This is a genomic window from Bacillus cereus group sp. Bce019 (genome assembly GCF_051781745.1).
Classification (GTDB): Bacteria; Bacillota; Bacilli; order Bacillales; family Bacillaceae_G; genus Bacillus_A; species Bacillus_A cereus.
Map to the genome: position 1 here is coordinate 501,923 of NZ_JBPWJX010000002.1, position 26,239 is coordinate 528,161.

A 26,239-nucleotide genomic window follows, 5' to 3' on the forward strand; every position below is an offset into this window, starting at 1 on the left:
TGCCCATAAAAGCCCGATTGGTGAGGGCTGATTAAAGTTTCACTTTATTATAAGTAAATTGTTTTCAGCATTAGCGAAACAATATTTCTATGTAAATACTGCAGAGAAGCAAATTATTCAAAAAACAGACACTATGTAGCACAAAACGTAAAGTAGATAAGTAAAGTTTTTTTCAGGAGTATAAGAAAAATATACGTTTATTAATAAGATCTCTAATTGGTAAAATTCCAATTAAAAACATAGAAAAACTTTAATATAAAAAGGTAATCAATTACAAATGGAGAAGTAATATATACGAAAGGAGAGATTTATATGAATAAAGGGAAAAAACAAGTTAGTCAACTTAGTTTTCTGGTGAATTTTATGAACGACAAGGGGAGTCTTGTGAAAATTTAATAGTATTATAGTATCCCCTTGTGAAAAAATGGTTGGGGGAATATATAAATGATAACAGAAATGAATATTAAAGTAGTTTGTGAAGAATCGTTTTCAAAAAGAGAAATAAAAATTTTAGAGACGTTTCTTTCAACTTTATCGGGGCATTCTAATGCTCTCGTTACAAAAGAGGGGATGTTTTTAAACCCATTAAGTAAAGAGAAGAGTGTGATTTATTATCACAACTTTGTATTTGTAAAATCACTTACAGAAGAAATGTGTGCAGAATTAAAAGAAGTTTTAACAAGACGTATTAAAAATGCTTTCATTATGATGGAATTTGTAGAGCCAATTGTTACATTTGAAGAAACAATTATAAACGTATAAAAAAAGTCAGGCTTATGAATTGACCTAATAAAACCGTCTCTTTAATAAATAGTAAAGAGACGGTTTTATTGTTTCACTTTTTAAAAAAGAGTTCAAAAATAAATGTAAATCGATCTTATACAAAAACTACTTATTAAATACGTGTTACGTATTTAATAAGTAGTTTTTGTATTTCATCCTTCGTTTTTTGTAACTGATTCTACGTTTTTGACGCCCTGTCTTGTAAGTGCTTACATAAACGAAAACATCTTATACAATGAAGGTGTCAAATCAAAAGAGGTGACGAAAATGAACATAAAAAAAGTAAATTTAGCGAATAGCATTGAAATAGAAAGAGGAGGCGGAAAGGTATGAAAAAATCAACTGTTAATCCATGGTTTGTTGTCCTTGGCACAGTTATAGTACAAATGGGGCTTGGGACGATATATACATGGAGTTTATTCAATCAGCCTTTAGTTAGTAAATACGGTTGGAGTCTTAACGCTGTTGCGATAACTTTCTCAATTACTAGTCTTTCTTTAGCATTTTCAACTTTATTTGCGAGTAAATTGCAAGAAAAATGGGGACTTCGTAAACTTATTATGATAGCTGGATTAGCATTAGGACTAGGATTAATACTTAGCTCACAAGCGTCCTCATTAATATTACTTTATGTACTAGCGGGAGTTGTTGTAGGTTATGCAGATGGTACAGCATATATCACTTCACTATCAAATTTAATAAAGTGGTTTCCAGAGCGTAAAGGTTTAATTGCTGGTATTTCTGTCTCTGCATATGGTTCAGGTAGCTTAATCTTTAAATACGTTAACGCACAGTTGATTGAATCAGTTGGTGTATTGCAAGCATTTATATACTGGGGTTTAATTGTTACAGCTATGATTGTAATTGGTGCTTGTTTAATCCATCAAGCTGCAGATCAAGGAGCAGTTCATGAAACAAAAACTAAGGAATACACAACGAAAGAAATGTTAGGCACAAAACAAGTATACTTATTATTTATCATGTTATTTACATCATGTATGAGTGGCTTATACTTAATTGGTATGGTAAAAGACATTGGTGTTCAACTTGTAGGACTTAGCGCAGCAACAGCAGCTAATGCGGTGGCTATGGTTGCAATCTTTAATACATTAGGTCGTATCATTTTAGGACCGTTATCGGATAAAATTGGGCGTTTAAAAATCGTTACTGGTACTTTTGTTGTTATGGCGAGTTCAGTCTTAGTTCTAAGTTTTGTAGATTTAAATTATGGTATTTACTTCGTATGTGTAGCAAGTGTAGCGTTTTGCTTTGGTGGAAATATCACTATTTTCCCAGCTATTGTTGGTGATTTCTTCGGTATGAAAAACCATAGTAAGAACTACGGAATTGTGTATCAAGGATTTGGATTTGGGGCGCTTGCAGGTTCCTTTATCGGTGCACTTCTAGGTGGATTCAAACCAACGTTCATGGTGATCGGTGTATTATGTGTCGTGTCATTCATTATCGCAATTTTAATTCAAGCACCTAAACAGAAAAAAGAACAAGAAGAAGAGTATCGCAGCGTAGCATAAGTATACAAATCTTCTATAACACTATGATTACGAAAAAGCATCCTATTCTATTAATTAGGATGCTTTTTTATGAGTTATTTTAACAAGGTTAAATTACTTTTGTGATTTTCATAGATGTAAAAGTGAGTGAAATGCAGATTTGGATTATATTGAAATATAATAAATCGATACATCGTATTCGAAATATATATTAAATCTTAAATGACAAAAAAGACATTCATTAGTATTTGTAAGATATATTTTCAGAAAAATATTGAGAAAATATATACTTGAGTTTTTCATAAAGCATTGTAAATGAACGTATCTCTAGTTTAGCTTCTTCAATTTTAAAAAGAGGACTTTGAATTTTATTTATAATATAAGTACTTTTAATGCGTTTACATATGATTTTATTAAGAAGCATTAAAATACTTTATCTGAAAAATAAAAAAAGATTGACAAGTTTATTGAGAAACATTATCATTTCGGTGTAAGATAGTAAATGAAAAACATTATCAATAAAATGGATTTTAAAGTAATGCGCACTTGACCAATTAGTTTAGTAAGTGTATTATTTTTTACAACACAACTGATAATGAAAATCAATATCAATCGTGTCACTTAATGAAATTAATGTTTATGTGAAAGGATAGAGAAAATGAACTTAGGGGAATTTGATGGGCAAACAGTTTTAGTAACAGGTGCAGCACAAGGCATAGGCAGTGTTGTTGCCAAAATGTTTTTAGAAAGAGGAGCCAAAGTTATTGCGGTTGATCAAAATGAAGAGGGGTTAAATGTACTCTTAAATCAAAATGAATTAAATAATACACGTATGAAAACGTTTCGTTTAGATGTGAGTGATAGCGCTGCTGTTGAAGACATGGTAAATCATATTGCAAATGAAATAGCGCCAATAGATATTTTAATAAATGTTGCAGGGATTTTACGTATGGGACCAATTCATTCGTTAAGTGATGAAGATTGGAATAAAACATTCTCTGTAAATACTACAGGGGTTTTCAATATGTCCCGAGCGGTAAGTAAAAATATGATGTTAAGAAAATCAGGGGCAATTGTTACAGTCGGTTCAAATGCGGCAAATACGCCGAGAATGGAGATGGCTGCGTATGCTGCGTCAAAGGCTGCAACGACGATGTTTATGAAATGTTTAGGACTAGAGCTTGCGGCATACAATATACGCTGCAACTTAGTTTCTCCAGGTTCTACTGAAACTGAGATGCAAAGATTACTATGGGCTGATGAGAATGGAGCTAAAAATATAATTGCTGGTTCTCAAAATACATATAGACTCGGAATTCCATTACAAAAAATTGCACAACCTTCAGAAGTTGCTGAAGCCGTGTTATTTTTAGCCTCAGATAGAGCAAGTCATATTACAATGCACAATTTATGTGTCGATGGCGGTGCTACGTTAGGAGTTTAATAAAAATTCAGGAGGTTATTATATTATGAATGAACATATAGCTGTAAAGGAATTGTCAGAAAAACTTTTAGAAGATTATAAGACTGAATCTTCATTCTTTTTCGCTTCACCAACTCGAACGATATTAGCAGAAGGAGAGTTTACTACAGTAAAGCATCGTGAAATTGAAAATTTCCCAGAGCTTGTGCAAGCGACATTAAGTAATGCGAAACAAGCTGGAAATCCAAATCCTATCGTTGTGGGTGCTTTGCCATTCGATCGTAGAAAAGAAGTCCAACTGATCGTACCAGAATATAGTAGGATTTCTGAGCGTTTACAATTGGATACAACAAATCAGCTTGAAACAAATGAGAACGTAACATTTGAAATGACGCCAATGCCAGACCCTGAAGTTTATATGAATGGTGTGAAGCAAGGAATTAAAAAAATACAGGACGGTGATTTAAAGAAAATCGTTCTATCTAGATCGTTAGATGTTAAATCTTCGGAAAAGATTGATAAGCAAAAACTTCTGCGAGAATTAGCAGAACATAATAAGCATGGTTATACATTTGCTGTGAATTTACCGAAAGATGAAAAAGAGAACAGTAAGACGCTAATTGGAGCAAGTCCTGAATTACTTGTTTCACGCAATGGTATGCAAGTTATTTCTAATCCGTTAGCTGGTTCAAGGCCACGTAGTGAAGACCCAGTAGAAGATAAAAGAAGAGCAGAGGAATTACTTTCTTCTCCAAAAGATTTACATGAACATGCGGTAGTAGTTGAAGCGGTTGCCGCTGCACTTCGTCCGTATTGTCATACATTACATGTTCCAGAAAAGCCATCAGTTATTCATAGTGAAGCAATGTGGCATTTGTCTACAGAAGTGAAAGGTGAACTTAAGGATCCAAATACTTCTTCTTTACAATTAGCAATTGCCCTTCATCCTACGCCAGCAGTTTGCGGAACTCCGATGGAAAAAGCAAGAGAGGCTATACAGCATATTGAGCCATTTGATCGCGAATTCTTTACAGGAATGCTAGGATGGAGCGATTTAAATGGAGATGGAGAATGGATTGTTACAATTCGTTGTGCTGAAGTACAAGAAAATACACTTCGTTTATATGCAGGAGCTGGAGTTGTTGCTGAGTCAAAACCAGAAGATGAGTTAGCAGAAACATCAGCTAAGTTCCAAACAATGCTAAAAGCTTTAGGGTTAAGAGATAGTTCACTTAATGAAAAATAGGGGGAAGAAAGAATGCTAGTAGGTTATACAGAATGGCCAAAAGAATTTGCCGATCATTATCGAGATGAAGGATGTTGGCTTGGTGAAACATTTGGAGGAGTGTTAAGAGAGCAGGCTGAGAAATATGGAGAACAAATTGCGATTGTAAGTGGTAAGAAGCATATAACATATAGTGAACTTGATAAAAATGCAGATCGTTTAGCAGCAGGTTTACTGAATTTAGGAATAAAGAAAGAGGACAGAGTTGTAATCCAGTTACCTAACATTATCGAGTTTTTCGAAATATGTTTTGCACTATTTCGAATTGGAGCGCTTCCTGTCTTTGCACTACCTTCACATCGAAGCAGTGAAATTAGTTATTTTTGTGAGTTTGGCGAGGCGAGCGCTTACGTTATTTCAGATAAGGCTCTCGGTTTTGATTATCGAAAACTAGCAAGAGAAGTGAAAGAGAAAGTGCCAACTTTACAACGTGTAATTGTAGTGGGGGAAGAAGAAGAGTTTGTGAACATAAATGATCTGTATATGGATCCCGTCTCATTACCAGAAGTTCAGCCAAGTGATGTTGCATTTCTCCAATTATCAGGAGGGACAACAGGTCTTTCTAAATTAATTCCTAGAACACATGATGACTATATTTATAGTTTACGTGTAAGCGCTGAAATTTGTAATTTGAATGCAGAAAGCGTCTATATGGCAGTTCTTCCAGTAGCACACAATTACCCAATGAGTTCTCCAGGGACATTTGGAACTTTCTATGTGGGTGGAAAAGTGGTATTGGCAACTGGTGGTAGTCCAGATGAGGCATTTGCTCTTATTGAAAAAGAAAAAGTTACAATTACAGCGCTCGTTCCGCCATTAGCAATGATTTGGCTTGATGCTGCATCGTCTCGTAATACCGATTTATCGAGCCTAGAGGTTATTCAAGTAGGTGGTGCTAAGTTTAGCGCTGAGGTCGCAAAACGTATACGCCCTACATTTGGTTGTACGTTACAGCAAGTATTCGGTATGGCGGAAGGATTAGTGAACTATACAAGATTAGACGATCCGGAAGAAATTATTATTCATACACAAGGTAGACCAATGTCTGCACTCGATGAAGTACGAGTTGTTGATGAAAATGATAACGATGTACAATCTGGCGAAGTAGGTAGTTTATTAACACGAGGTCCATATACAATTCGTGGTTACTATAAAGCCGAAGAACATAATGCACGATCATTTACAAAGGATGGATTTTATCGCACAGGTGATCTTGTAAAAGTAAATGAACAAGGATACATCATTGTAGAAGGAAGAGATAAAGATCAAATTAACCGTGGTGGTGAGAAAGTTGCTGCGGAAGAAGTTGAAAATCATTTATTAGCACACGATGCGGTCCATGACGTAGCAATTGTATCTATGCCTGACGATTATTTAGGTGAACGCACCTGTGCTTTTGTTATAGCTCGCGGACAAGTTCCGGCAGTAAGTGAATTAAAAATGTTTTTAAGGGAACGTGGTATAGCGGCTTATAAAATTCCAGATCGAATTGAATTTATTGAATCATTCCCGCAAACAGGAGTCGGAAAAGTCAGCAAAAAAGAACTACGTAAAGTCATTGCTGAAAAACTTATTACAGTAAAACAATAATAAAAACCGGAAGGAAGTGATTAGATGGCTATCCCATCTATTTCAGTATATAAAATGCCAATTGAATCAGAACTACCAAAAAATAAAGTGAATTGGACACCAGACCCGAAACGTGCAGTACTTTTAATTCATGACATGCAAGAATATTTTCTTGATGCATATAGCGATAAAGAATCACCAAAAGTAGAACTTATTTCAAATATTAAAATGATAAGAGAAAAATGTAACCAACTTGGTATACCAGTTGTTTATACAGCGCAACCTGGTGGACAAACGTTAGAACAAAGAGGTTTATTACAAGACTTTTGGGGTGACGGTATACCTGCTGGACCAGATAAAAAGAAAATTGTTGATGAACTTACTCCTGATGAGGATGATATATTCCTAACAAAATGGAGATATAGTGCATTTAAAAAGACAAATCTATTAGAAATTTTAAATGAAAAAGGAAAAGATCAACTCATTATTTGCGGTATTTATGCGCATATTGGCTGTCTTTTAACAGCGTGTGAAGCATTTATGGATGGTATAGAGCCGTTCTTTGTAGCAGATGCAGTTGCTGATTTTTCACTAGAGCATCATAAACAAGCATTGGAGTATGCATCTAATAGATGTGCAGTAACGACATCAACAAACCTACTGTTAAACGATTTACAAAGTGTAAAAGGTGATGAGAGTGAAGGAACCAGTATACAGGAAGTGCATGAACTAGTTGCACAACTACTTCGTGAGCCAGTAGAGAGTATTGATATTGATGAAGACTTATTAAATAGAGGGCTTGATTCGGTCAGAATTATGAGTTTAGTAGAAAAGTGGCGTCGTGAAGGGAAAGAAATCACTTTTGCAGATTTAGCAGAACGTCCAACTGTTGCAGGTTGGTACAGTTTACTATCTTCACAAACAGCACAGGTGCTGTAACAAATAGACTACATAATAAAGGGGTAGTAAAGAATGCCTAACAGTCAAAAGATTCGTCATTCGTTATCATCTGCGCAGTCTGGTATGTGGTTTGCGCAACAATTAGATCCGCTTAATCCAATTTATAATACTGGGGAATATGTAGAAATAAACGGAAATATTCATCAAGACATTTTTGAATTAGCTGTACGTAAAGTTGTAATGGAAGCAGAAGCACTTCATGTTCGCTTCGAAGAGGATGAAATTGGCCCATGGCAAGTTATTGAAGAATCACAGTTTCATATGCATTTTATTGACGTTCGTAAAGAAGAAAATCCTGAAGAAGCTGCTAAAGTATGGATGAAAAATGATTTATCTATGCCAGTCGATTTGAAAAAAGATACTTTATTTACTGAAGCACTTATTCAAGTTGAAAATAATCGTTTCTTTTGGTATCAGCGCATCCATCACATTGTGATGGATGGCTATGGATTTTCACTTCTTAGCCAAAAAGTAGCGAATGAGTATACATCACTTATAGAAGAAACAAACAAGAATGAAAAACCATTTGGTTCTCTTGCAAAAGTCGTGCAAGAAGATATTGAGTATCGTGAGTCTAAACAATTTCAGGAAGATCGTATTTTTTGGTTAGAAAAGTATGCAGATGAACCAGAAGTTGTAAGTTTGGCAGAACGAGCACCGAGAACATCAAATGGATTTTCACGAGAAACAGCTTATTTATCTAGTTCTAGCACGAAAACTTTACTAGAAGATATCAATATTTCGTTAACAAGTTGGCCGGAATTCATTGTCGCTATAACAAGTATTTATATGCATAAATTAACAGGTGAAAATGATATTGTTTTAGGTTTACCGATGATGGGACGTCTAGGTTCTGTATCTATTCATACACCAAGTATGGTAATGAATTTAGTTCCACTTCGTATTACAGTAACTCCAAATATAACTCTTGCGGAATTATTGCAACAAGTTTCTAAAGAAATCCGAGATGTACGTCGCCATTATAAATACCGTCATGAGGAATTAAGAAGAGACTTAAAGTTACTAGGTGAAAATCAAAGGTTGTTTGGACCGTTAGTGAATGTTATGCCTTTTGATTACGGGCTAAATTTTGCTGGAAATCGTGGTATTACACATAATTTATCAGCGGGACCTGTCGATGATTTATCAATAAATGTATATAAACGTTTTGATCAAAATGAGCTAATGATTCATTTTGATGCAAATCCCGAAGTATATAATGACGCGGAGCTAGCATTGCATAAAGAAAGATTTATGAATTTATTTGAATTAGTAGTAAATAATTATGAGAAAAACGAGTCGATTGGAAAAATAAACATTACTCTGCCTGGAGAAAATCATAAAGTTTTATTGGAATGGAATGAAACGAAGGAAGACGATGAATTAATCAGTCTGCCTATATCATTTGAAAAACAAGTGAAAAAAAATCCCAATAAACTAGCGATTACTTGTGACGGTGTAATCCTTACGTATAAAGAGCTAAATGAACGAGCGAATGAACTAGCACATTATTTAGTAGAAGAAGGAATACGACCAAATCAGTTTGTAGCTTTAGTATTCCCTAGATCAATAGAAATGGTAGTTAGTATGCTAGCAGTCTTAAAGGCTGGTGCAGCGTATTTACCAATAGATCCAGAATACCCAGGAGAAAGAGTTAATTATATAGTAAATGATGCAAAACCAGTTTGTATCATAACACATTCATCTGTTTCCTCTAAGTTAGTTATAGAAAATGATATGGAAAAAATTGTATTAGATGAAGAAGAAACGAAACTAGCGTTACATACATATTCTCGTATGAATATAGCATGTAAGAATGATGTATCACTGTTAAACCCAGCCTATACAATATATACTTCAGGCTCAACAGGAAACCCAAAAGGTGTAATTGTTCCTATGAGAGGTTTAAGTAACTTTTTAATGGCTATGCAACAAAAGTTTTCATTAAATGAAAATGATCATTTATTAGCAGTTACAACGTTTGCATTTGATATTTCTGCACTAGAAATTTATTTACCTCTTATTAGTGGTGCAAGTTTAACAATTGCACAAAAAGAAGACATACAAGAGCCTTCTGCATTAACGACACTTTTACATGAAGAAAGAGTGACCATTATGCAGGCTACACCGACGCTTTGGCAGGCGTTAGTAACTGATTACCCAGAGAAGCTACAAGGGCTAAACATACTTGTTGGTGGTGAAGCTCTTCCAGCTCATTTAGCAAATGAATTAAAAGAATTAGATTGCTCAATAACTAATTTATATGGACCAACTGAAACGACGATTTGGTCTACTTTCATGAACATTGATGAAGGTGAAAAGGGTATACCTCCTATTGGAAAACCAATTTGCAATACAGAAGTGTATGTATTGGATGCAGGGTTACAACCAGTGCCACCTGGAGTTATTGGGGAATTATATATTGCAGGGGAAGGACTTGCAAGCGGATATTTAGGAAAACCTGAGTTAACAGCTGAACGGTTTGTTGCAAATCCTTATGGAGAATCAGGGAAGCGCATGTACCGTACAGGAGATCTTGTGAAATGGCGTAGTGATGGTGCGTTAGAGTACATTAGTCGCGCAGATCATCAAATTAAAATTCGTGGATTCCGAATTGAATTAGCTGAAATTGAAACGGTATTACAACGACATAAAAATATTCAACAAGCGGTAGTAATGGTACGAGAAGATCGCCCAAATGATAAGCGCATCATTGCGTATATCGTTGCAGAAGAAAAGGAACCGATTAATCTTTCAGAAATTCGTTCTTATGTTTCAGAAAGTTTAGCGAATTATATGATACCATCAGCATTTGTTGTGCTAGAAGAATTACCATTAACGCCAAATGGTAAGGTTGACAGAAAGAAATTACCTGCTCCTGATTTTAATGGAATGAACAACGAGAGAGTTGCTAGAAATCCGAAAGAAGAAATATTATGTGATTTATTTGCAGAAGTACTTGGTGTTTCTCGAATTAGCATTGATGATAATTTCTTTGAAATGGGTGGACATTCACTTCTCGCATCTCGTTTAATGGCAAGAATTCGTGAAACGTTAAGTGTGGAATTAGGAATCGGGAAACTATTTGAATCACCAACTGTTGCCGAACTGGCGAAACAATTAAACCATGCAAAAAGCGCAAGACCAGCTATTCAGAAAGCAAGTAGGCCAAATGAAGTTCCACTTTCATTTGCACAGCGCAGGTTATGGTTCTTAAATTGTTTAGAAGGTCCAAGTCCTACTTATAATATTCCGCTAGTCATTCGTATGAATGGAATATTGAATCGGGAAGCATTACAAGGTGCTTTTTATGATGTAGTTGAGAAACATGAAACACTTAGAACAATTTTCCCTAACGTATTAGGTAGTTCCTATCAGAAAATTTTAGATATGGAAAACTTAAATCTAGAAATGGTTATAACTAATACATGTAAAGATGAATTAGAAAGTGTACTTTCAGAGGCGGTAAGATATAGCTTTAACCTCGATTTTGAGCCGGCAGTTCGTTTGCAACTTTTTACAGTGAGTGAAAATGAACATGTATTATTAATTCTATTACATCATATTGTAGGTGATGGCTGGTCATTACAGCCGTTAACGAGAGATTTTACAGCGGCGTATAAAGCGCGATGTCAAGGTGACAGAGTTCAGCTGGAGTCACTTCCAGTTCAATACGCAGATTATGCACTTTGGCAACAGCAATTGCTAGGTGATGAAACGACACAAGAGAGTCTTATTTCAACACAATTAGATTTTTGGAAAGAAGAACTTAAAGGTTTACCAGACCAAATGGAGTTACCTACAGATTTCCAGCGTCCAATTGAGACGAGTTACCGTGGGGAAACAATTCATTTTCATATAGATGAAGGTATGCATAGTAGGTTAGTAGAGCTTGCACGTAAAAATGGAGTTAGTTTGTTTATGGTATTGCAAGCAGGGCTTAGTGTACTATTTACAAGATTAGGTGCAGGCACTGATATACCAATTGGAAGTCCGATTGCTGGAAGAAATGATGATGTACTTTCAGATATTGTTGGTTTATTTGTAAATACATTAGTGTTACGTACAAATACTTCAGGAGATCCAAGTTTTAAAGAATTATTAAATAGAGTGAAGCAGGTAAATCTTGCAGCTTATGAAAATCAAGATGTTCCATTTGAAAGACTTGTTGAAGTATTAAATCCAGTACGTACTCGAAACAGCCACCCGTTGTTTCAAGTTATGTTAGCTTTTCAAAATACACCAGAAGCAACGTTTCATGTACCAGATTTAGAAGCGAGCCTTGAAATTCAAAGCGTCGGTTCTGCAAAATTTGATTTAACATTTGAAATTAGTGAGAGTAACGGGGGTGACGGTACTCCGAACGGTTTACATGGATTACTAGAGTTTAGTACCGATTTATATAAACGTGAAACGGTTCAAAAACTAATAGAACGATTCATTTTGTTATTAGATGATGCAACTACAAATCCGGAGCAATCAATTGGCAAATTAGAAATATTAACTGTAGCAGAGAAAAATACAGTGTTAGAAAAGTGGAATGGTGGTTTTCAAATTGCACCAGAAATGACATTGCCACAATTATTTGAAAAGCAGGTTCATATAAATCCAAATTCTATTGCTGTTGTCTTTGAAGATAAGAAATTAACTTATGAAGAGTTAAATAGAAAAGCAAATAAAATAGCTCGATTCCTAATAGCAAAAGGGATTGGTCCTGATCAACTCGTTGCTTTAGCGATGCCAAGATCATTAAACATGGTTGTAAGCTTATTAGCTGTTCTTAAAGCTGGTGCTGGATACCTTCCGTTAGATCCAGATTACCCAGCAGACCGTATTTCATTTATGCTACACGATGCGAAACCATCATGTGTTTTAACGAATTCAGAAGTGGAAATTGAATGTGATGAGGCACTAAAAGTTTTAGTTGATGATGTGAAAGTACTAGCAGAGGTTGAGAAATATAGTGAAGACAATATTGATGAAGTGGAACGAATTAAGCCATTATCTCCATCACATATTGCTTACGTTATTTATACGTCAGGGTCAACGGGCAGACCGAAAGGCGTTATGATACCTCATCAAAATGTAGTGAGACTTTTAGGAGCAACTGATCATTGGTTCCAGTTTGACGGAAACGATGTTTGGACGATGTTCCATTCATATGCTTTTGATTTCTCGGTTTGGGAAATTTGGGGACCTTTATTATACGGAGGGCGTTTAGTTGTAGTTCCACATACTGTAAGTCGCTCGCCGAAAGAATTTTTACAGCTTCTTGTTAAAGAAAAGGTTACGGTTTTAAACCAAACTCCATCAGCGTTCTACCAATTGATGCAAGCAGATCGTGAAAATGAAGAGATTGGCCAAAAATTATCTTTACGATATGTTGTTTTTGGAGGAGAAGCACTTGAGCTAAGTCGCTTAGAAGATTGGTATAGTCGACATCCTCATAACGCACCAAAGCTTATTAATATGTATGGTATTACAGAGACGACAGTACATGTTAGTTATATTGAATTAGATGAAACTATCGTCTCTTTACGGGCAAATAGTTTAATTGGGTGCAGTATACCTGACCTTAAAGTGTATGTGTTAGACAACTATTTACAACCAGTCCCACCTGGAGTAGTTGGAGAAATGTATGTTGCAGGTGCAGGACTTGCGCGTGGATATTTAGGAAGAGCAGGATTAACGGCTGAACGCTTTATCGCAGATCCATTTGGCAAGCCAGGTACAAGAATGTATCGTACAGGAGACTTAGCTCGCTGGCGTAATGATGGGACGCTAGATTATATAGGACGTGCAGATCATCAAATCAAAATTCGTGGATTCCGAATTGAATTAGGAGAAATAGAAGCAGTCATAATGAAGCACCCTAAAGTTGAGCAAGTAGCCGTTATTGTACGTGAAGATCAACCAGGGGATAAACGGTTAGTTTCTTATATCGTTGCATCAAATAATGAAGCAATTGATACGAATGAAATGCGTCAGTTTGCTAGTGGTAGTTTACCAGATTATATGGTTCCATACGCTTTTGTAGTAGTAAATGAGTTACCTTTAACTCCAAACGGTAAATTAGATAGAAAGGCATTGCCAGCTCCAGAATTTATCGCATCATCTTCTAGTCGTGGTCCAAGAACACCGCAAGAAGAAATGTTATGTGACTTGTTTACAGAAGTGCTAAGTGTACCTCAAATTGGAATTGATGACGGATTCTTTGATCTTGGTGGTCATTCACTCCTTGCAGTGCAGCTTATGAGCCGCATGAAAGAGGCGCTTGGAGTGGAACTAAACATTGGTACTTTATTTGCAGCACCGACTGTTGCAGGGTTAGCTGAAAGACTTGAGATGGGGAATGGTCAAAGTGCACTTGATGTGTTGCTTCCATTACGAGCAAGCGGGGATCAATTACCACTATTTTGTGTACATCCAGCAGGTGGATTAAGTTGGTGCTATGCAGGACTTATGAAATCTTTAGGAACAGATTATCCAATTTATGGTGTGCAAGCACGTGGTATTGCTAAAAATGAAGAACTTCCAAAAAGTTTAGAGGAGATGGCGGCGGATTACTTGAAACACGTTCGTGAAGTACAGCCTCATGGACCATATCGTTTACTAGGTTGGTCGCTTGGAGGAAATGTTGTGCATGCAATGGCGGCGCAATTACAAAATGAAGGGGAAGAAGTAGAATTACTCGTTATGCTTGACTCTTATCCTGGACACTTCTTACCGAATACGGAAGCGCCTACTGAAGAGGAAGCGTTAATCGCATTACTTGCTTTAGGCGGATATGACCCAGATAACATGGATGGTAAACCACTTACAATGGAAAGTGCAGTTGAAATCCTTCGTAAAGATGGAAGTGCATTAGCAAGTCTTGAAGAAGAGACTATATTGAACTTGAAAGAAACATATGTAAATTCAGTAGGGTTGTTAGGGAAATATGTACCGAAAGTTTATAACGGAGATATCCTGTTCTTTAGATCTACTGTTATACCAGACTGGTTTGATCCTATTTCTCCAAATACGTGGCTAAATTATTTAGACGGGCAAATTGTGCAGCACGATATTGATTGTAGACATAAAGATCTATGTCAGCCAGGTCCGCTTACGGAAATTGGACAAGTATTAGCGAAATATTTGCAGAATAAGAAAGGGGTAAGTAGAGTATGACGAATCCATTTGAAAATGATAATTACACATATAAAGTATTAATAAATGAGGAGGGCCAGTATTCTCTCTGGCCTGCTTTTCTCGATGTACCTATTGGCTGGAATGTCGTATATGAAGAAGCTAGTAGGCAGAGCTGCTTAGAATATGTTGAATATAACTGGAAAGATTTGAATCCAAAAAGTAATCAAGTTCGCGAAAAAACATTAGCAGGAAAACGATAATGAAAGAAAAACTAAATCCAAAAGTAGTTGTAAGTATCGTTTATATAACTGCGATGTTTATGGCTGCGATGGACGCAACGATTGTAAATGTAGCACTGCAAACGATAAGTAGAGAACTACAAGTACCTGCATCTGCAATGGGGACGGTTAATGTTGGGTATTTAGTTAGTTTAGCTGTTTTCCTTCCGATTTCTGGTTGGTTAGGAGATCGATTTGGTACGAAAAGAGTGTTTTTAATTGCTCTTTTCGTATTTACAATTGCCTCTGCTTTATGCGGAATGGCTAACGATATTACTTCATTGAATATTTTCCGTATTATTCAAGGTGCTGGTGGAGGGCTTTTAACACCAGTTGGAATGGCAATGTTATTTCGAACATTTTCACCAGAGGAAAGACCGAAGATTTCTCGGTTCATTATACTTCCAATTGCTGTAGCACCAGCAATTGGTCCTATCGTCGGTGGTTTCTTTGTAGATCAAATGTCTTGGCGTTGGGCATTTTATATTAATCTACCGTTTGGAATCGTTGCATTGCTATTTGGACTTCTATTTTTAGCAGAGCATGTTGAAAAATCAGCTGGTCGCTTTGATTCGCTCGGCTTTATTTTATCAGCACCAGGATTTGCGATGCTCATATATGCGCTCAGCCAGGGACCATCAAAAGGGTGGATTTCTCCAGAAATTATGAGTACTGGGATAGCTGGGGGTGTATTCATTACATTGTTTATAATCGTAGAACTGAAAGTAAAGCAACCGATGTTAGATTTACGTTTATTAAAAGAACCAGTGTTTAGAAAGATGAGTCTTATATCATTATTTTCATCAGCTGGTTTACTAGGAATGTTATTTGTTTTTCCACTTATGTATCAAAATGTGATAGGAGTTTCCGCGCTGGAATCAGGACTTACGACATTTCCAGAGGCGATTGGATTAATGATTTCTTCACAAATTGTGCCATGGTCATATAAAAAATTAGGAGCGCGAAAGGTAATTTCTATTGGATTAATTTGTACCGTGGTTATCTTTGTTTTATTAAGTTTTGTAAATCACGATACGAATCCGTGGCAAATCCGCGCATTATTGTTTGGTATCGGTATTTTCTTAGGTCAATCTGTCGGTGCGGTTCAATTTTCTGCCTTTAACAATATCACGCCGCCTTCTATGGGGAGAGCTACTACTATATTCAATGTGCAAAATCGATTAGGTTCAGCAATAGGAGTAGCTGTTTTAGCTAGTATACTAGCTGGTTTTGGAAGTAATAACGCTCAATCCGATTTTTTACCATATCAAGCAGCATTAATTGGATCAGCAATATTTTTGCTCATAGCACTACTATTTTCTTTACGTATTTCCGATAAAGAGGTAATGTCAAAGAAGAAAGAAAAAACATTATCTGTATCAGAAAAAGAGAAAGTACTTGTCAATGAATAACAATATACGCATGCTTTCTTATGAAAATTGATATTCGTTGAATAAAGGAGAGTTTACATGATAGAAAGTAAAGTTGTAGATTCTATTCCAACTTTGAATGAGAATGATTGTCAAATATGGTGGGCAAGAATTTCGGATTTACAATCATGGCATTACAATTTACTAAATGATATAGAGCGAGAGAAAGCAAATTCGTATCATCATTCGGCAGATCGAGCTCGTTTTATAATAGGTTGCGTAATAAGTAGATTAGTTCTCGGTAAGATACTTTCTATGTCACCAGTCCAAGTACCAATTGATCGAATGTGCTCAGTATGTAAAGTGCAGCATGGAAGACCACAATTACCAGAAGGTATGCCGCAATTATCCGTTTCACATTCAGGTGAGTGGGTTGTCGTTGCTTTTACAAAATCTGCACCTGTTGGCATAGATGTAGAACAAATGAATCCAAATGTAGATGTTATGAAAATGGCAGAAGGTGTATTAACAGACATTGAAATAGCGCAAGTTATGAAACTGCCAAATAAACAGAAAATAGAAGGTTTTTTAACATATTGGACTCGAAAAGAAGCGGTGCTGAAAGCGACAGGTGAAGGACTAATGATTCCGCCAGTACATATTACAGTATCAGCTCCAAATGATCCTCCAAACTTGTTGGTTTTTAAGGATAGACAAGAGTTAGCAAGTAATACAATGATGGAAGATGTAAGGCCTAGTTTAGATTATAGGGCCTCTGTTGCAATATTCAGTAAGGAAGTGACTGAAATTACGCAATTAGACGCGGCAGCACTTTTAAATCTTAAATAAAAAAATTATAGAAGAGGTGTTCCTCATGTTAGTAGCGGAAAATAGAAAGAATGAATTCACTTATAACGTACAAGCAATTAAAAATATTTTATTTTCTGGAGATACATCATCCATTCATGCTTTAGAAAAGCTTTTAAATGATACAGTTCAGTTTGATGTTCTTGAACAAGAGGCACTTGGTAGACAGTACATTCCGAAAGAAGCAAAGAATTTCTTTGATAAAGATGGAACATTTCTTTACCGTGTATCTAATGTTAGTTATAAAGGCAAGGTGTTATCTGAAAATCTAATTTTTGCAGACACTTCGTTTTTACCGGACGCAATAAAGAGTGAATTAGAGAGTGGAAATATTCCTGTTGAAAAGCTTATAGAAAAGATGGAAGTAAGAAGAAATGTATTATATGAAGGATATCAGCCATCTGGAAATATTATTGAATTGTTTGATGGATGTTCTGTTACAGCGAATGTGTATCCAACTAGAAAGTATCAAATTGTAAGTAAATGCAAATGTGTATTTTATATTTGTGAAGTGTATCATGCAGAGAATATAAAGCAATTGCTTAAATAAAAACAAGAAACCAGCCTATAAAATGGCTGGTTTCTTGTTTATTTAACAGCTTCTTTTAATTCTTTACCTGCTTTAAATGCAGGAACTTTACCAGCGGCGATTTGAATTTCTTCGCCAGTTTGCGGATTACGTCCTGTACGAGCAGATCTTTCGCGCACTTCAAAAGTTCCAAAACCGATTAGTTGAACTTTATCTCCAGATTGTAATGCATTAGCAATTGTGTCAAATACGGATTGTACAGCTGCAGAAGCGTCCTTTTGAGAAATATCAGCTGATTGAGCTACGTTTTTAATTAATTCTGTTTTGTTCATGTTTTCACCTCATAAAAAAATTTTTGGAATGAATGTTTTAGTATAATAGATAGTAAAGATAAAGCTATCACTATGATTAGATAGAATACTATATAATTATGTTAATTTCGTTGCAAGAGACTGAATCCCTTCTATTATTTAGGGATTAATTAAGAATCGATGCATATAAAAAGCTTTAATATGAGGATGAGGGGGAGTATATGAATGATTTTTCGTGAAAAAAATGAGAAGGAAAGTATATTAATTCGTCAACATGATCATGGTTTTTTAGCTGGAGAGATTGCAAAACATATAAAAGAAGACTTTTTTGAAAGTAAAACATATTTAAAAGAAACAGTTGATGCAATATATGAGCATGACAGAGGATGGATAGAGCTTGATAAAGTACCAATTTTGAATGATGCTAAAAATATTCCATATACATTTATGGATTGTCCAAGCCCATTACGTTTTGTTTTTTATACGATTGGTTTGAATGAAATTGAAAATTCTAATCCATACGGGGCATTGCTTTGTAGTAAACATTTTTTATCATTTCCACTAAACGAGGAAGATGAAGAGATGATGTCATTTTATAAACATGAATTAGAACGACAAAAAAGAATCTTGAAAACGTTAACAAAAGAACAGTTTGCGATGTTCGATAAACATTATAGATTATTAAAGTTTTGTGATGAACTTTCTTTATACGTATGTATGAATAAGCCTGGTGTCAAAAAGAAAGATGAAATTGATTTATTTAAAGATGGTTTTGAAGGAACAGAAATGTTTAATAGTAAAGAGGAGAAACTTATTCAAGCTGAATGGGTGGACGAGGAAACAATTCGGATTACACCATTTCCATTTCAAACGGAATTTTATACGTATGTAAAATATAAAACGATAAATAAGCATGAAATGAAAGAAAAAGGGATTGCAAAGGCTGATAGAGAATCAGAAATGAAGAAACAAACCATTCGTTTCATACAATAAGGAGGTAATATAAATTGAAAGATTATATATTAAAACAGTGTGATTATCATGCTTGGGCCAATACAAGATTATTCAATCGATTAAAAGAGTTACCAAACTATGAGACAATTTTTAATGAGCAGATACAGAGTGTATTCCCATCCATTAAGGATACTTTTGTGCATATTTATATTACAGATCAAGTGTGGTTACATATATTGCATGGTAAAAGTATGAATGAAGCAATACAAGACCGAGAAGGTTTACGAAAACAAATTGAAACTAAATCGTTACATGAATTAGAAAAAATGTTTGAAAACATGGCAAATCAATATAAAGATTTTTTAATTACAATACAAGATGTGAATGCTGTATTTGTTATTGAGAATCCATATGTAGGGAAATTAGAAACTTCGATTTTAGAATTAGTGCAACATGTCGTAAATCATGGTACATATCATAGAGGAAATATAACAGCGATGATCCGTCAACTTGGTCATTCGTCGACAATGATGGATTTTGTACTGTATTTACATATGGTTAAAAAGCAGGGAGAGTAATATAGTTTGTAAGAAGGAGAGGCTTTAATTATAGAAGTCTCTCCTTCTATTTTATCCGGCATTAATGGTAGATCGACTGATTAAAATTTTACTTTATTTATTAAGAAGCTTTATTTTCTTGCAATTGCTTAGCGTATTGTACAGCTTTATATGCATTGACTCTACCGTTTTTCCAGTACGTACCTGTACCACTAATTTTATCAGTAGTAGACTCAATAATTTGGCGGATTTGTGTATTGCTATATCCTTGATTTGCTAAGAGAGCAGCGACTCCTGCAACATGAGGTGTTGCCATAGATGTACCACTTAATGATTGATACGTGCTTCCTTTATATGTTGAATATATATTTGAACCTGGTGCTGCAACGTCTACCCAGCTACCATAAGTAGAAAATGAAGATTTTCTATCTGATTGATCTGTAGAAGCAACTGCAATTACTTCGCTGTAATAAGCAGGGTAATTAGCTTTTGTATTTCCAGCATTTCCAGCAGCTGCAACTATAACAGAGCCTTTATTCCATGCATATTGAACGGCTTGTTGTAATGCAGTACCACCATTTGGAGCTCCTAAACTTAAACTAATTACTTTTGCACCCGAATCAGCAGCTTCTCGAATACCTTGTGCTACAGCATCAAGAGTACCACTTCCTTGATTATCTAATACGCGGATAGCATAAATTGAAGTTTGTGGGGCAACACCAGCAATTCCGACGCTGTTATTCGTAAGTGCTCCAGTAATTCCAGCGCAATGTGTACCATGACCATTACCATCATCAGATGTATTGTCGTTATCAACATAATCATGCCCGTAAATTACTTTCGAAGCCAGATCAGGGTGTGAGCCTTGAACTCCTGTATCAATAATAGCTACTTTTACACCAGGATCACTTCGTTGGCTATCCCAAGCTTGTGGAGCTTGAATCTTTTGTAATCCATATTGATTATTAAAATATGGGTCGTTTGGAGTCCAAAAGGCGTGAACGTAATAATTCGGTTCTGCATATTCCACATCTGGATTATTTTTATAACTCTTTATTTTTTCTTTTACAGTACCTTTTGAAAATTGTACGACTTCAAAACCTAACTTATCATCTTTAGATAAGACATTAGCTCCGACAGATTTATGAAAAGATTGCACATTACTTAAAGATGCATTTTGTTTGAACTTAACGATTAATTGGTTAGGAACGTAATCAGTAGATGATGTTTCAGCACTTGAAGTATTCGTGTTAAAGAAGAAACCACCAATAATAAACGATAAAACAGATAGGAAAACGATGATTTTGTTTTTCAAAAGATTTTTCCTCCCTTTTCTTGGATGAGTTTTTCAGCGACACTTTAATGTCGCATTCCTTTTCAACTATATAGTTAGACCATACGATTTATGACATTTATGTGAAAAACTTTTGGAGGAATAAAAAGGAGTAAATATTGATATAAATATATTTTTAATGATAGTAATTAAGTAAAAGAGGGGATGAGAAAAGGAATGCTCATCATGTATGAGTCATTCCTTTTTTCATAGATTAACTTGCCTGTTTTTTATTATTTTCTTTCAATTTCTCTGCTTGTAAAAAACGATTCGTTTCAGCAACAACAATACTACTTAATCCAATTAGACCAATTAAGTTTGGAATTGCCATAAGTCCATTTGCAATATCAGCAAATGTCCATACGATTCCTAGCTTTAAATTAGCACCAATTGCAATCATGACAATAAAGATTGCTTTATAATATTTAACTGCACTTTCTCCGAATAAATAAGCTACACATTTTTCTCCGTAATACGACCAGCCTAAAATAGTAGAGTAGGCAAATAAAATAATTGCGATACCGAGAATCATACTACCAGCAGTACCGAATACAGATTGGAATGCAAGTGTTGTAGCTTCAACGCCAGTTTTACCTGATTTCCAAGCGCCTGTAGTAATTAATACTAGTCCTGTAATTGTACATACAATAAACGTATCTAGAAAAGTACCAGTCATTGAAACTAAAGCTTGCTTTGCAGGCGAATCGGTTTTTGCCGCCGCCGCCGCAATTGGTGCACTCCCTAAACCAGCTTCGTTCGCAAATACACCACGCGCCATTCCGATTTGGATAGCTGATGCAACTGTTGCCCCAATAAAACCACCAGCAGCTGCCGTACCATTAAATGCACCAGAAAAAATAAGTGAAAAAGCTTCTGGAATTTGGTCGTAGTGATAGAAAATAATTATAAGACCAGCAATTATATAAAAGAAAGCTTTAATAGGAACGACATATCCCGTCACTTTCCCGATTTTTTTTACACCGCCTAAAATAACAATTGCGATTAAAAATGCCATTAGTATACCAGTTAAAGCAGGAGGGAAAGAGAAATTAATTCGCATTGCCTCTGCAACTGAGTTAGATTGCACCATATTACCAATACCGAAAGAAGCAGTTGTACCAAATATAGCGAATAATATAGCAAGCCATTTCTTACCTAAACCCCGCTCTAAATAATACATTGGTCCACCTGAATATTCACCATTTTCATTACTAACACGGTATTTCACTGCAAGTATTGCCTCGGCATACTTTGTTGCCATACCGAATAAAGCGGTAATCCACATCCAAAATATTGCACCAGGACCACCAATTGTAACAGCTGTTGCAACACCGGCTATATTTCCCATACCAATCGTTGCGGCCATAGCTGTCATAAGTGCTTGGAAGTGACTAATATCTCCAGAAGAAGAGGTATCTTCTGATTTTTTAAACGCTAGTTTGTGAGCGTATAATAGTTTACTAAACTGTAAACCTTTTAAACGCACTGTGAGAATGATACCTGTTCCAACGAGTAGCAACAAAGTTGGTAATCCCCACACGTATTGATTCATTTGTTCTAATACTTTACTTACTGTCTCCATCTTTATTCTCCTTTTTTAGAAAAAATAAAAACCACTTCAAGTAAATGAAATGGTCTCTGGAGAAACAAGGGATAGAAAAATAAACCGATACAATCGGCTTTTTCTTTCGCTTGTCTCTGTCCTTTTACCTGAGAGATTATCCGCTAAAGTAGCGGATTTGCTCCTTCGGTGCTCGTTTTCCTCCGCGCTCTATGAAAGCGAGAGGGAGTCTCTCCAGAGATTCGTCCCCATGCAGTTCTACTTGTAACCAAGACCTGAGAGTTTCAAAGTTGGTATAACAACTTTTTGCCCCGTCGGTAGATCAATAGACCTTCTCCTGAATGGTTCATCCGAATTATAAAATTTATAAACACATTGATTGTAAATCAATAAAAACATTATAGACATACAAATTGTGAATTGCAATCATTTTTTATTTTAAAATAGTAAATAGTTTTATTTTTTTGTAAGTCCTAATTTATCTTCAACTTCATTTAAAGTAGATAAAGCGATGACAATATGTTGATCCGCAAGTCCTAAAGCTTGTTTTGTTTTTTCAATAGTTTCATCGGTTGGAGTAGAGTTATTTGCTCCGTCTATAATTAAATTTGCTGCATTTTTCATGAAATTTGCTGCGGATTTAAACTGAGTTGTGAATTGAAGTAGTTGTTTTTGTATATCTATATCTGTTATGTTTTCTTCAATTTTAAGCGTGTCTATTTCGTTCATAATTGTTTCGTACTGTTTGGAAACAGCACTCATTGTAACTAATAGTTTATTTCGATCTACTGAATCTCCATTCGTGTTAATCTCTTCCCAGGCAGGTAACCAATCTTTTTCGATGATGTCATTATAATGAGTAGTCAATTCATGAATTTTAGGTTGTAATTTCGTTTTGAAAGTTTTTGTCTCCGCTGTTTCTACAGTTGCTTTTTCGTTGTTATTTTTAACATTAGTAACATAGAAAATCGTACCGAAAATGATGAAAATAGAAATAACAACTGTCCATTTAGTAAAAAGTAATTTCTGCAATATGTAACGCCTCCAAAATTTAAAAACTTATAATTATAATATATAACAATAATGTTGTTTAAAGTAGAGAAAATAGGTTAGAAATAATTTAAATTATATATTTTATATACATGAATAATTAAATTTAGTAAAATGATGAAAGTTATATGCGAGAAAAGAGGGTTTTTAGTGAAAATGAATAGAAGAAAACTGGTTTTAAGTATTTCAATGGCTATGTTATTAGTTGGTTTATTTGCACTCATATATGTAGACAAAGAATCTAAAATTAAAGATTTTCCAGTGCCAATGTCAGCAATCCATATTAACGATGATAATGAAGAGGACTATCAATATATAAGTGTAATGCCTATTACAAAGGCAAATGGATGGGAGAACTTAGGGGAAAACGGGCATACTGTTAGTTTTAAAAAAGGGGAAAGGAAGGTAGCAGTAGTACATTATCCGGGAGAAATTACGTATTATTTATTTGAGAAAAAGATGAATAAGGGAGATTAGCTAAAGATGTAATTCATTAAGAGTTACATCTTTTTTTATTCTGAATCATTTGAAATTAAATTCGATAGATGTTTTGATAGATGTAGTGATAAATATGATTAGTTCTATATGTCTATAAAGAGTATTAGGGTGATTATAAAAATATTATGTGAACTAATTATTGTGAGAAGAAGATAAATTATATGCTAAAGGGGGAATTAAAAATGTTACTAAAAACAATCTACTGTAAGGTGGAAGAAGAGAAAAAGAAATTGTTTTCAAATGCGCAAGAAAAATGGAGTGATATACGGCATCTAGATGGTTTTCATGGACAATTTGGTGGATGGTATGAAGATGAGGCATGTGTATTTACTTTATGGGAAGATAGAAGTACATATCAATCATTTATGAATGGTGCTCACGATACAATTTATTTAAATAGTAATCAAGAGGATACGTTTCTTTCGTGTGAAATTGAATTATTTCAAACGTTGTATGATATAACTGATACGCATTTGAAAGACGTTGTTACAGAAGGATCATTCGTAAGAGTTGCTATATGTGATGTAAAGGTGGAAAAGGAAAAGTATTTTTTACAGAAGCAAGAAACAATTTGGAATAAAGGAATGGAAAAAGCAAAAGGAATGTTAGGTGGAGTAGTTGGGAAGTCTTTAAAAAATGAAAATCGTTACATAGTGTTAACGTATTGGAAAGATGAACAGACGCATCAACATTATGTGGAAGAGATTTTCCCAGATTTATATAAATTAGCTAATATTCATGAAGATATAGAAGAGATAAAAGGAAAACAAGCTGTATGTAAGGAAGAATGGCTTGTATATTAAACGCTGAAAAAGTGTATAAATGAATGTATAATAAAGATATTTTCTTATAAACAAGTAATTAATAGAAGACGTTATATACCCTTTCATGTTAATATATTTAAGTTATAATAGGAGGCTTACCCTTTTGTATTGTACGGTAGAAGCAGTGTGAGCTTGAAATTTTTTTAGAAAAGGATGTGCCTAATTTGCGTATCAATAAATTTATTAGTGAAGCTGGAAAAGCGTCTCGACGTGGAGCGGATAAACTAATTAATGAGAGAAGAGTAATTATTAACGGTAAGGTTGCAAAAATTGGTGACCAAGTGAACCCAGGTGATGATGTACGAGTAAATGGAGAGCAGCTTCGAATTGCTCGAGATCACGTATATATCGCTTTAAATAAACCAGTAGGTATTACATGTACGAGTGAAAAAGCTGTAAAAGGTAATATTATCGATTTAGTGAACCATCCTTTACGAATTAGTCACATTGGACGTCTTGATAAAGACTCAGACGGTTTAATTTTGTTAACGAATGATGGTGATATTGTTAATGAAATTTTACGTGCTGAAAACAAACATGAGAAAGAATATATCGTTTCAGTAGATAAGCCAATTACACCTGATTTCTTAGAGAAAATGGCAGCGGGTGTTAAAATTTTAGGAACAAAAACGCTTCCTTGTGAGGTTACACAGTTATCAAAATATGAGTTTCAAATTATTTTAACACAAGGGCTAAATCGTCAAATTCGCCGTATGTGTGAAGCTTTAGGTTATCAAGTATACACGTTAAAACGTACGAGAATTATGAATATTGAATTGAATAATTTACCAGTTGGGCAGTGGAGAGATTTAACAAAGAAAGAGAAAAGACGTCTATTTGCAGACTTAAATTACGAACCACAAGATTGGTAAAATTGTGAAGTGAAACCAAAAAAATTTGGTTTCACTTTTTTAATTAAATAAATAATTTTTTTAAACACTTGCAAAAATAAAATGAATAAGATATATTAAATAACAATAAATGGATGTTTTACAAAAAGCAAAGAAAAGGACACGAGTTATTTTACCCGGTTATACAGAGAAGGAAGGAAAGCTGAGAACTTCCTAACGCAGAAAAATAACTTACCACCTTAGAGCTGCACTAGGGAAATTAAGTATCTAGTGCCGTGTATGCGACGTTATCGCAAAAGAAGCCATTATGTTTTTTGTGATGGGAATCTGGGTGGAACCACGGATATAAGCATATTCGTCCCTATATTTAGGGATGAATATGCTTTTTTGCATTCAATTTCATAATAAGCGAAGAAAAGGACACGAGTTATTTTACCCGGTTATACAGAGAAGGAAGGAAAGCTGAGAACTTCCTAACGCAGAAAAATAACTTACCACCTTAGAGCTGCACTGGGGAAATTAAGTATCTAGTGCCGTATAAACGACGTTACCGTAAAAGAAGCCATTGCATTTTGTGATGGGAATCTGGGTGGA

20 protein-coding genes, 1 riboswitch and 2 other annotated features (1 of these 23 only partly in view) are annotated in these 26,239 nt (G+C 35.0%); of the genes, 16 read left to right on the top strand and 4 right to left on the bottom strand.

Annotated features, from left to right (window positions below):
- Positions 1-444: 444 nt before the first annotated feature.
- The 11 genes from ACS2QP_RS06010 (at position 445) to ACS2QP_RS06060 (ending at position 17,727) form a co-directional block, all read left to right on the top strand.
- Positions 445-762: a hypothetical protein gene (locus ACS2QP_RS06010; protein ID WP_000627302.1), complete on the top strand. Its 318-nt coding sequence runs from the start codon at positions 445-447 to the stop codon at positions 760-762.
- Between the two features lie 350 nt (positions 763-1,112).
- Positions 1,113-2,315 carry an L-lactate MFS transporter gene (locus ACS2QP_RS06015; protein WP_438882215.1) on the top strand — a complete coding sequence of 401 codons (1,203 nt, stop codon included), beginning with the start codon at positions 1,113-1,115 and terminating at the stop codon, positions 2,313-2,315.
- Positions 2,316-2,952: 637 nt separating this feature from the next.
- Positions 2,953-3,738 (top strand): 2,3-dihydro-2,3-dihydroxybenzoate dehydrogenase, encoded by a 786-nt coding sequence (gene dhbA / locus ACS2QP_RS06020; protein ID WP_153581307.1) that lies wholly within the window; start codon positions 2,953-2,955, stop codon positions 3,736-3,738.
- A gap of 25 nt (positions 3,739-3,763) precedes the next feature.
- Positions 3,764-4,963 carry an isochorismate synthase DhbC gene (gene dhbC / locus ACS2QP_RS06025; protein WP_001002068.1) on the top strand — a complete coding sequence of 400 codons (1,200 nt, stop codon included), beginning with the start codon at positions 3,764-3,766 and terminating at the stop codon, positions 4,961-4,963.
- Positions 4,964-4,975: 12 nt separating this feature from the next.
- The gene (locus ACS2QP_RS06030; RefSeq protein WP_438882216.1) at positions 4,976-6,592 is read left to right on the top strand and encodes a (2,3-dihydroxybenzoyl)adenylate synthase; all 1,617 of its coding nucleotides are present in this window, start codon (positions 4,976-4,978) and stop codon (positions 6,590-6,592) included.
- 24 nt (positions 6,593-6,616) lie between these two features.
- On the top strand, positions 6,617-7,510 hold the full coding sequence (locus ACS2QP_RS06035) for an isochorismatase family protein (RefSeq protein WP_153581310.1): 894 nt from the start codon (positions 6,617-6,619) through the stop codon (positions 7,508-7,510).
- A 33-nt stretch (positions 7,511-7,543) separates the two neighbouring features.
- Complete coding sequence (locus ACS2QP_RS06040) at positions 7,544-14,701, top strand: amino acid adenylation domain-containing protein (protein ID WP_438882217.1); 7,158 nt, start codon at positions 7,544-7,546, stop codon at positions 14,699-14,701.
- The gene (locus ACS2QP_RS06045; RefSeq protein WP_000184057.1) at positions 14,698-14,922 is read left to right on the top strand and encodes an MbtH family protein; all 225 of its coding nucleotides are present in this window, start codon (positions 14,698-14,700) and stop codon (positions 14,920-14,922) included. Before ACS2QP_RS06040 ends, ACS2QP_RS06045 begins: the two co-directional genes overlap by 4 nt.
- Complete coding sequence (locus tag ACS2QP_RS06050) at positions 14,922-16,352, top strand: MDR family MFS transporter (RefSeq protein ID WP_153581312.1); 1,431 nt, start codon at positions 14,922-14,924, stop codon at positions 16,350-16,352. The genes ACS2QP_RS06045 and ACS2QP_RS06050 overlap by 1 nt, the downstream gene beginning before the upstream one ends.
- 57 nt (positions 16,353-16,409) lie before the next feature.
- Positions 16,410-17,159: a 4'-phosphopantetheinyl transferase Sfp gene (sfp, locus tag ACS2QP_RS06055; RefSeq protein ID WP_153581313.1), complete on the top strand. Its 750-nt coding sequence runs from the start codon at positions 16,410-16,412 to the stop codon at positions 17,157-17,159.
- A 25-nt stretch (positions 17,160-17,184) separates the two neighbouring features.
- Positions 17,185-17,727 (top strand): hypothetical protein, encoded by a 543-nt coding sequence (locus ACS2QP_RS06060; protein ID WP_000959125.1) that lies wholly within the window; start codon positions 17,185-17,187, stop codon positions 17,725-17,727.
- Between the two features lie 38 nt (positions 17,728-17,765).
- Here ACS2QP_RS06060 and ACS2QP_RS06065 read toward each other — a convergent pair whose 3' ends face one another.
- On the bottom strand, positions 17,766-18,038 hold the full coding sequence (locus ACS2QP_RS06065) for an HU family DNA-binding protein (protein WP_001043905.1): 273 nt from the start codon (positions 18,036-18,038) through the stop codon (positions 17,766-17,768).
- A gap of 204 nt (positions 18,039-18,242) precedes the next feature.
- Here ACS2QP_RS06065 and ACS2QP_RS06070 point away from each other — a divergent pair, with 204 nt between their 5' ends.
- Positions 18,243-19,010, top strand: coding sequence for a DUF3891 family protein (locus tag ACS2QP_RS06070; RefSeq protein ID WP_006918586.1), 768 nt, complete (start codon positions 18,243-18,245; stop codon positions 19,008-19,010).
- A gap of 14 nt (positions 19,011-19,024) precedes the next feature.
- The gene (locus ACS2QP_RS06075; RefSeq protein WP_153581314.1) at positions 19,025-19,549 is read left to right on the top strand and encodes a DinB family protein; all 525 of its coding nucleotides are present in this window, start codon (positions 19,025-19,027) and stop codon (positions 19,547-19,549) included.
- 100 nt (positions 19,550-19,649) lie between these two features.
- Here the strand turns inward: ACS2QP_RS06075 and ACS2QP_RS06080 are convergent, their stop codons facing one another.
- From ACS2QP_RS06080 to ACS2QP_RS06090, 3 genes are all read right to left on the bottom strand, one after another.
- The gene (locus tag ACS2QP_RS06080) at positions 19,650-20,843 is read right to left on the bottom strand and encodes a S8 family peptidase (RefSeq protein ID WP_153581315.1); all 1,194 of its coding nucleotides are present in this window, start codon (positions 20,841-20,843) and stop codon (positions 19,650-19,652) included.
- Between the two features lie 232 nt (positions 20,844-21,075).
- The gene (locus tag ACS2QP_RS06085) at positions 21,076-22,443 is read right to left on the bottom strand and encodes an alanine/glycine:cation symporter family protein (RefSeq protein WP_063536311.1); all 1,368 of its coding nucleotides are present in this window, start codon (positions 22,441-22,443) and stop codon (positions 21,076-21,078) included.
- Between the two features lie 106 nt (positions 22,444-22,549).
- A riboswitch (glycine riboswitch) is annotated at positions 22,550-22,670 on the bottom strand.
- Between the two features lie 208 nt (positions 22,671-22,878).
- On the bottom strand, positions 22,879-23,454 hold the full coding sequence (locus ACS2QP_RS06090; protein ID WP_153581316.1) for a hypothetical protein: 576 nt from the start codon (positions 23,452-23,454) through the stop codon (positions 22,879-22,881).
- A 132-nt stretch (positions 23,455-23,586) separates the two neighbouring features.
- Between ACS2QP_RS06090 and ACS2QP_RS06095 the strand changes: the two genes are divergently transcribed.
- The 3 genes from ACS2QP_RS06095 (at position 23,587) to rluF (ending at position 25,666) form a co-directional block, all read left to right on the top strand.
- Positions 23,587-23,949 carry a hypothetical protein gene (locus ACS2QP_RS06095; RefSeq protein WP_002025767.1) on the top strand — a complete coding sequence of 121 codons (363 nt, stop codon included), beginning with the start codon at positions 23,587-23,589 and terminating at the stop codon, positions 23,947-23,949.
- 203 nt (positions 23,950-24,152) lie between these two features.
- Positions 24,153-24,773, top strand: a complete 621-nt coding sequence (locus ACS2QP_RS06100) for a YdbC family protein (RefSeq protein ID WP_000925179.1) — start codon at positions 24,153-24,155, stop codon at positions 24,771-24,773.
- A gap of 185 nt (positions 24,774-24,958) precedes the next feature.
- Entirely contained in the window at positions 24,959-25,666 is a 708-nt protein-coding gene (gene rluF / locus ACS2QP_RS06105) for a 23S rRNA pseudouridine(2604) synthase RluF (protein WP_001222162.1), read from the top strand.
- A gap of 121 nt (positions 25,667-25,787) precedes the next feature.
- Positions 25,788-26,011, top strand: a binding site (T-box leader).
- 36 nt (positions 26,012-26,047) lie between these two features.
- Positions 26,048-26,239 (top strand) — a binding site (T-box leader); it runs 30 nt beyond the window's last position.

What these genes read in the sequence shown, in the direction of transcription:
- ACS2QP_RS06095 (WP_002025767.1), top strand. Translation starts at nt 23,587, where the DNA reads ATGATGAAAGTTATATGCGAGAAAAGAGGGTTTTTAGTGAAAATGAAT.
- ACS2QP_RS06050 (WP_153581312.1), top strand. Translation starts at nt 14,922, where the DNA reads ATGAAAGAAAAACTAAATCCAAAAGTAGTTGTAAGTATCGTTTATATA.
- dhbC (WP_001002068.1), top strand. Translation starts at nt 3,764, where the DNA reads ATGAATGAACATATAGCTGTAAAGGAATTGTCAGAAAAACTTTTAGAA.
- ACS2QP_RS06035 (WP_153581310.1), top strand. Translation starts at nt 6,617, where the DNA reads ATGGCTATCCCATCTATTTCAGTATATAAAATGCCAATTGAATCAGAA.
- ACS2QP_RS06030 (WP_438882216.1), top strand. Translation starts at nt 4,976, where the DNA reads ATGCTAGTAGGTTATACAGAATGGCCAAAAGAATTTGCCGATCATTAT.
- ACS2QP_RS06070 (WP_006918586.1), top strand. Translation starts at nt 18,243, where the DNA reads ATGATTTTTCGTGAAAAAAATGAGAAGGAAAGTATATTAATTCGTCAA.
- ACS2QP_RS06040 (WP_438882217.1), top strand. Translation starts at nt 7,544, where the DNA reads ATGCCTAACAGTCAAAAGATTCGTCATTCGTTATCATCTGCGCAGTCT.
- ACS2QP_RS06065 (WP_001043905.1), bottom strand. Translation starts at nt 18,038, where the DNA reads ATGAACAAAACAGAATTAATTAAAAACGTAGCTCAATCAGCTGATATT.
- ACS2QP_RS06060 (WP_000959125.1), top strand. Translation starts at nt 17,185, where the DNA reads ATGTTAGTAGCGGAAAATAGAAAGAATGAATTCACTTATAACGTACAA.
- ACS2QP_RS06010 (WP_000627302.1), top strand. Translation starts at nt 445, where the DNA reads ATGATAACAGAAATGAATATTAAAGTAGTTTGTGAAGAATCGTTTTCA.
- dhbA (WP_153581307.1), top strand. Translation starts at nt 2,953, where the DNA reads ATGAACTTAGGGGAATTTGATGGGCAAACAGTTTTAGTAACAGGTGCA.
- ACS2QP_RS06015 (WP_438882215.1), top strand. Translation starts at nt 1,113, where the DNA reads ATGAAAAAATCAACTGTTAATCCATGGTTTGTTGTCCTTGGCACAGTT.
- ACS2QP_RS06100 (WP_000925179.1), top strand. Translation starts at nt 24,153, where the DNA reads ATGTTACTAAAAACAATCTACTGTAAGGTGGAAGAAGAGAAAAAGAAA.
- ACS2QP_RS06045 (WP_000184057.1), top strand. Translation starts at nt 14,698, where the DNA reads ATGACGAATCCATTTGAAAATGATAATTACACATATAAAGTATTAATA.
- sfp (WP_153581313.1), top strand. Translation starts at nt 16,410, where the DNA reads ATGATAGAAAGTAAAGTTGTAGATTCTATTCCAACTTTGAATGAGAAT.
- ACS2QP_RS06085 (WP_063536311.1), bottom strand. Translation starts at nt 22,443, where the DNA reads ATGGAGACAGTAAGTAAAGTATTAGAACAAATGAATCAATACGTGTGG.